5 protein-coding genes and 1 pseudogene are annotated in these 6,173 nt (G+C 66.4%); 3 read left to right on the forward strand and 3 right to left on the reverse strand.

Going from position 1 to position 6,173, the window contains the following annotated elements; genetic code table 11:
* A pseudogene (locus tag DBR20_RS23690) lies at positions 1–673 on the reverse strand (biotin/lipoyl-containing protein); the annotation flags it as partial.
* A 113-nt stretch (positions 674–786) separates the two neighbouring features.
* Complete coding sequence (locus DBR20_RS21545) at positions 787–1,356, reverse strand: DNA-deoxyinosine glycosylase (protein ID WP_108268355.1); 570 nt, start codon at positions 1,354–1,356, stop codon at positions 787–789.
* Between the two features lie 186 nt (positions 1,357–1,542).
* On the opposite strand from DBR20_RS21545, the gene DBR20_RS21550 reads away from it, so the two are divergent.
* The 3 genes from DBR20_RS21550 to glpK all read left to right on the forward strand — a co-directional run bounded on the left by DBR20_RS21550 (position 1,543) and on the right by glpK (position 5,465).
* Positions 1,543–2,178: an OmpW family outer membrane protein gene (locus DBR20_RS21550; RefSeq protein WP_108268357.1), complete on the forward strand. Its 636-nt coding sequence runs from the start codon at positions 1,543–1,545 to the stop codon at positions 2,176–2,178.
* 239 nt (positions 2,179–2,417) lie between these two features.
* Positions 2,418–3,902, forward strand: coding sequence for a glycerol-3-phosphate dehydrogenase (gene glpD / locus DBR20_RS21555; protein WP_108268359.1), 1,485 nt, complete (start codon positions 2,418–2,420; stop codon positions 3,900–3,902).
* A gap of 63 nt (positions 3,903–3,965) precedes the next feature.
* On the forward strand, positions 3,966–5,465 hold the full coding sequence (glpK, locus tag DBR20_RS21560; RefSeq protein ID WP_108268361.1) for a glycerol kinase GlpK: 1,500 nt from the start codon (positions 3,966–3,968) through the stop codon (positions 5,463–5,465).
* A 141-nt stretch (positions 5,466–5,606) separates the two neighbouring features.
* On the opposite strand, the gene DBR20_RS21565 is transcribed toward glpK, so the two are convergent.
* Positions 5,607–6,173: MetQ/NlpA family ABC transporter substrate-binding protein (locus DBR20_RS21565; protein ID WP_258223470.1), on the reverse strand; the 567-nt coding region annotated here is incomplete at its 5' end.

Here is a 6,173-nt window from a genome sequence, read left to right on the forward strand (position 1 = left end):
CCGTCTCGGCAGCGGCCGGGGCGGCAGCGGCGGCGGCCTTGCTCGGGGCCGGGGCAGCAGCGCCTTCGGCTTCGATGATGGCGACCACGTTGCCCTGCGACAGATTGTCGCCGACCTTGACCTTGATTTCCTTGACCACGCCGGCCACCGAGGACGGCACCTCCATGGTCGCTTTATCGCTTTCCAGCGTGACCAGGCCCTGGTCCTTCTTCACCGTATCGCCCACGGCGACCAGCACTTCGATGACCGGAATGCCGCTGTAGTCGCCGATATCCGGCACCAGCGCTTCAACCGCGCCGCCGCTGGCAGCGGGGGCGGCAGCGGCCGGAGCCGGAGCGGCAGCGGGAGCCGCCTGGGTGGCCGCGGCCGGAGCAGCGGCCTTGGCCGGAGCCGGCGCAGCGATAGCAGCGGCCGGCTGGGCAGCCTCGCCGTCGGCCACTTCGATCAGCGCCACGACCTTGCCTTCAGACAGGCTGTCGCCCAGCTTGACCTTGATTTCCTTGACCACGCCGGCCACCGAGGACGGCACCTCCATGGTCGCTTTATCGCTTTCCAGCGTGACCAGGCCCTGGTCCTTCTTCACCGTATCGCCGACGGCAACAAGCACCTCGATTACCGGGATATCGCTGTAGTCACCGATATCGGGGACACGTGCTTCCTTGATTTCGGCCATGGGGAGAACTCCGGCAATCTGGTGTAGGGAAACGTCTATTGTGCGGCCAGCGGGAGCCAGCGCCAACCGTTACAGGTGTTTTCAGTACGCACGCAGCCGGGACACGCTGTTGCTCATGGCTCGCCAGCGCCTCCAGTCGGTAGCGTATTGTCCTGGCGATGTCCGCTTGATGTCGCCAGTGCAACGGCCACCGGCTGCCAGGCCTGGCGCAGGCGCGGCAACGACCATGCTGCATTGGCCGGGCTGGTGGACGGCAGCGCCAGCACTGTTGGCGAGGCGGCCAGCTGCGGCAGCACCCAGCGCTGGAAGGCCTGCATGGCTGCGCCGCCGTTGCAGCCGATCAGCTGCAGGTCAGGCAACGCGGCGATCAATGCCGGAAGTGCATTGGCCACTTCCGTGCCACGCACGATGTCCGCATCCAGGCTGCCGCGTCGCTCGCAGCGGCCGATCACATCCCACAGGCCGACGCCATTGGCGGTCAGCGCCTGCAGTCGCTGCGCATACGGCAACGACGGATCGAAGCCGCACAGGTCGCCGAGCAAGGGCCAGAAGCGATTGCGTGGGTGTGCGTAGTAATGCTGTGCCTGCAACGAAGCGATACCGGGCATTGAACCCAGCAGCAACACCCGGCAATCCGTGTTCACCTGCGCAGGCAGGCCGATGCACAACGTTGCGGCGCTCACATCTTCTCCAACTGCATGAATATTCCGGAATGGCAGAAACCGCATGAAAACAAGCGTTTCGCGCTGTTCGCTGAACAATGCGAACTAATTTTTAACGCGCGTCGGATTCGATTCATGTTGGGGCGACTACGGTGTGCTCGCCCCGCAACCGGGGGCCCAAAACAAGAAACATTAGGAGATTCCCCCATGCGCTCCATCCGTATCCTGAGCCTCGCCCTGCTGACCTCCGCCGCGTTCGCACCGGCTGCCTTCGCGCAGGACAGCAGCACCACCGATACCGCCTCGGGCAAGCATTTTGCCGTGGTTGGCGGCGTCTCGCTGCTGCAGCCGAAGAATGACCCGATCGACGGCATCAAGAAGGTCGATGGCGGCCCGGCACCGACCGTCAGCTTCAGCTACTACATCAACGACAACTGGGCCGTTGAACTGTGGGGCGCTGCAGACAAGTTCGACCACAAGGTGAAGGGCCCGGGCAATGCCCGCCTCGGCAACGTCGAGCAGCAGCCGGTCGCACTGAGCGGCCAGTACCACTTCGGCCAGGCCGACAACGTGTTCCGTCCGTTCGTGGGCGTGGGCTATTACCAGTCCAGCTTCAGCGGCGAAAAGCTGGCTGACGGCAGCGACTCCGACATCCGCCTGAAGGATGCCAAGGGCGTGATCGGCACCGTCGGTGTGGACATGAACATCAACTCGACCTGGTTCGCCCGTGCCGACGCCCGTTACATGCGCTCGCGTCCGGACGTGAAGGTCGGCGGCGAGAAGATCGGCGAAGCGAAGATGGATCCGTGGACCGTCGGCTTCGGCATCGGCGCCCGCTTCTAAGCGCTTCTGCGTCATCGTTGTACCGCGACGGGCCCTTCGGGGCCCGTCGTCGTTTCCGTCACCCGGGTCCCCCTGTAGAGCCGAGCCCATGCTCGGCTGCTTTTTTGTAGAGTCGAGCCAAGCCCCCTATCCCGAGTCGAGCGGCGGGCTCCGCGCGCATTGCGATGCGTTACGTTCAATGGCGCCCACGGTCAATGGAGGCGCGGCTCGGCTCTACATGAACAAGATGAGGAGGCGCGATGGACGAGGTTGACCTGCTGGTGATCGGCGGTGGCATCAACGGCGCCGGTATTGCCCGTGATGCCAGTGGCCGTGGCCTGAAGGTGCTGCTGTGCGAACAGCACGACCTCGCAGCGCACACCTCCAGCGCCAGCAGCAAGCTGATCCATGGCGGCCTGCGCTACCTGGAGCAGAGCGAGTTCGGTCTGGTGCGCAAGGCGCTGGGCGAGCGCGAGGTGGTGCGCCGGCAGGCGCCGTTCCTGGTGCGGCCGCTGTGCTTCGTGCTTCCGTGGCAACCGCATCTGCGGCCACGCTGGATGCTGCGCCTCGGGCTCTGGCTATACGACCACCTGGGCCGGCGCAGCCCCGCCTTCCCTGCATCGCGCGGCGTGGATCTGCACGACGATCCGCTTGGCGCGCTGCTGTCGCCCCAGCTGCGGCAGGCCTTCGGCTATTCCGATGCGCAGGTGGACGATGCGCGGCTGGTCATCCTCAACGCGCTCGATGCTGCGCAACGGGGTGCACGCATCCTGACCGGCACGCGCTGCGTGGATCTGCGACGCGAGCACGGGCGCTGGCGCGTGGTGCTGGAAGACACCTCAGGCGATCAGCAGACCGTGCAGGCACAGGCGGTGGCCAACGCCGCAGGCCCCTGGGCTGGCGGCCTGCTGGAGCGCATGCACGCCCGCAGCGGCGGACCTGCGCTGCGCCTGGTGCAGGGCAGCCACATCGTGCTGCGCCGCCCCTGGCCGAACGACAGGGCCTGCCTGCTGCAGCAGCCCGACGGCCGCGTGGTGTTCCTGCTGCCCTTCCACGACCATCTGCTCGTCGGCACCACCGACACCGACTATCGCGGCGATCCCGCACGCTGCAGTGTGCTGCCCTCGGAAGTGGACTACCTGTGCAGCGCTGCCAACGACTATCTGCGCGATCCGGTCACAGCTGCCGAAGTGGTCTGGCAGTTTGCTGGCGTGCGCCCGTTGCTGGCCGACCCGGACCCGCGCGCGGCGAAACTGAGCCGCGACTATCGACTGCAACTGGACGCCGACGGTGCGCCCGCGCTGCACGTGCTGGGCGGCAAGCTGACCACGTACCGGGTGCTGGCCGAGGAAGCACTGGATCTGCTGCGCCCCTGTCTGCCACACGCAGGCCCAGCCTGGACGGCGGCAGGCGACCCGCTGCCCGGCAGTGACTGGGGCGATGCCGGGCAGGCTCGCGAGCGACTACAGCAACAGGCCCCCTGGCTGCCGGAGGCCACACTGCGGCGCTGGGCAAGCGCCTATGGCAGCCGCAGCTTGGATCTGCTGCACGGCGCGCGCACCCTGTTCGATCTGGGCGAAGACTTTGGCGCAGGCCTGCACGCACGCGAGGTGGCGTTCCTGTGTGACCACGAATGGGCCCGCAGCGCCGAGGATGTACTGTGGCGACGGAGCAAGCTGGGGCTGCAGATGGATGCGGCGCAGGCGGCACGGCTGCAGGCGTGGATGGACTCACATTGCCGGTAGTGCCAGGCGCAGCCCGGCGCCGCCGATGCATTACGATTTCAACATCGCCACTGGAGACGCTGCATGACGCCCCGCTACGTGCTGGCCATCGACCAGGGAACCACCAGTTCGCGCGCGATCCTGTTCGATCGCGCCGGCGACATCGTCGGCAGCGCGCAGCGCGAGTTCACACAGGTGTTTCCACAACCGGGCTGGGTCGAGCATGACCCGCGCGAGATCCTGACCAGCGTCTACGCCACGATCACTGAACTGCTCAGCCGCGAACAGATCGATCCCCGCCACATCGCGGCGCTGGGCATCACCAACCAGCGCGAAACCACCGTGGTCTGGGACCGCGCCAGCGGCCAGCCGATCCATAACGCCATCGTCTGGCAGTCGCGGCAGAGCCAGGCGATCTGCGAGCGGTTGAAGTCCGGCGGCCACGAAGCGCTGATCCGCGAGCGCACCGGCCTGCTGATCGACGCCTATTTCTCGGCCACCAAGATCCGCTGGATCCTCGATCACGTCGAAGGCGCGCAGCAGCGGGCCGAACGTGGCGAGCTGCTGTTCGGCACCATCGACAGCTGGCTGGTGTGGAATCTCAGCGGCGGCCAGGCGCACGTGACCGACTACAGCAACGCCGCGCGCACGCTGCTGTTCAACATCCATACCCTGGAATGGGACGATGACCTGCTGGCACTGCTGGACATCCCGCGTGCGATGCTGCCGCAGGTGCGTGATTCCAGTTCGGTGTATGCGCACACGCGCCCGCAGTTCTTCTTCGACCACCCGATCCCGATCGCCGGCATCGCCGGCGACCAGCAGGCCGCGCTGTTCGGCCAGGCCTGTTTCGAGCCGGGCATGGTCAAGAACACCTATGGCACCGGCTGCTTCATGCTGATGCACACCGGCACGCAGGCCGTACGCTCGCGCAATGGGCTGCTGACCACCATTGCCTGGGGCCTGGATGGAAAAGTGGAATACGCGCTGGAGGGCTCGATCTTCGTCGCCGGCTCGGTGGTGCAGTGGCTGCGCGATGGCCTGCGCATGATCGATCGTGCCGGCGACAGCCAGGCCTTGGCCGCACAGGTGCCGGACAGCGCGGGGGTGTATCTGGTGCCGGCCTTCGTCGGCCTGGGTGCACCCTATTGGCGCAGCGACGTGCGCGGCGCGATGTTCGGCCTGACCCGTGGCACCCGCAAGGCGCACTTCGTGCGGGCGGCGCTGGAGGCGATGGCCTACCAGACCCGCGACGTACTGGATGCGATGCAGTCCGATGCGGGCATCTCGCTCAGTGAACTGCGTGCCGATGGGGGTGCGATCGGCAACGACTTCCTCGCCGGCTTCCAGGCCGACATTCTCGGCGTGCCGCTGCTGCGCCCGCGGCTGACCGAGACCACCGCGCTGGGTGCGGCCTACCTGGCGGGGCTGGCGGTTGGCTTCTGGGAAAGCCGCGAGCAGATCGCGGCACAGTGGGGGCTGGATCGCCGCTTCGAACCACAGATGGCGGTGGCCCGGCGCGAGAAACTGTACGCAGGATGGCAGCAGGCCGTGGCCGCCACCCTCGCCTTCCACGTCGATTGACATTGTAGAGCCGAGCCATGCTCGGCTGCCGTTGGTGGAATGCCGAAAACAGCAGAGCCGAGCGTGGGCTCGGCTCTACAGGAAGGGCGGTGTCGACCAAGGTCGACACCTACCACAGGCATCGTCAGCGGATCAGCGCGGTCAGAACGCCGGCAGCACCGCGCCCTTGTACTTGGTCTCGATGAAGGCCTTCACCTGCGGGCTGGTCAGCGCCTTGGCCAGCTTCTGCACGCGGGCATCGTCCTTGTTGTCCGGGCGGGCAACCAGGAAGTTCACGTACGGTGAGTCCTTGCTCTCGATCGCCAGCGCGTCCTTGGTCGGGTTCAGGCCGGCATCCAGCGCATAGTTGGTGTTGATCAGGGCCAGATCGACCTGGTCCAGCACGCGCGGCAGCATGGCCGAATCCAGCTCGCGGAACTTCAGGTTCTTCGGGTTGGACACAATGTCGCGCTGCGTGGCCAGCGCATTGGTCGGGTCCTTCAGCTCGATCACGCCAGCCTTGTGCAGCAGGATCAGCGCGCGGCTGTTGTTGCTCGGGTCGTTGGGGATCACCACATCGGCCCCTTCACGCAGCTCGGCCAGCGACTTGATCTTGCGCGAGTACGCACCGAACGGCTCGATGTGCACGCCCACCACCTTGGTCAGGTCGGTCTTGCGATCGCGGTTGTAGGCGTCCAGGTACGGCTCGGTCTGGAAGTAGTTGGCATC

Source organism: Stenotrophomonas sp. HMWF023 (genome assembly GCF_003060985.1).
GTDB lineage: Bacteria > Pseudomonadota > Gammaproteobacteria > Xanthomonadales > Xanthomonadaceae > Stenotrophomonas > Stenotrophomonas lactitubi.

Bases quoted from the DNA above. Each gene is read 5' to 3' on its own strand.
- glpK (WP_108268361.1), top strand. From the start codon at position 3,966: ATGACGCCCCGCTACGTGCTGGCCATCGACCAGGGAACCACCAGTTCG.
- glpD (WP_108268359.1), top strand. From the start codon at position 2,418: ATGGACGAGGTTGACCTGCTGGTGATCGGCGGTGGCATCAACGGCGCC.
- DBR20_RS21550 (WP_108268357.1), top strand. From the start codon at position 1,543: ATGCGCTCCATCCGTATCCTGAGCCTCGCCCTGCTGACCTCCGCCGCG.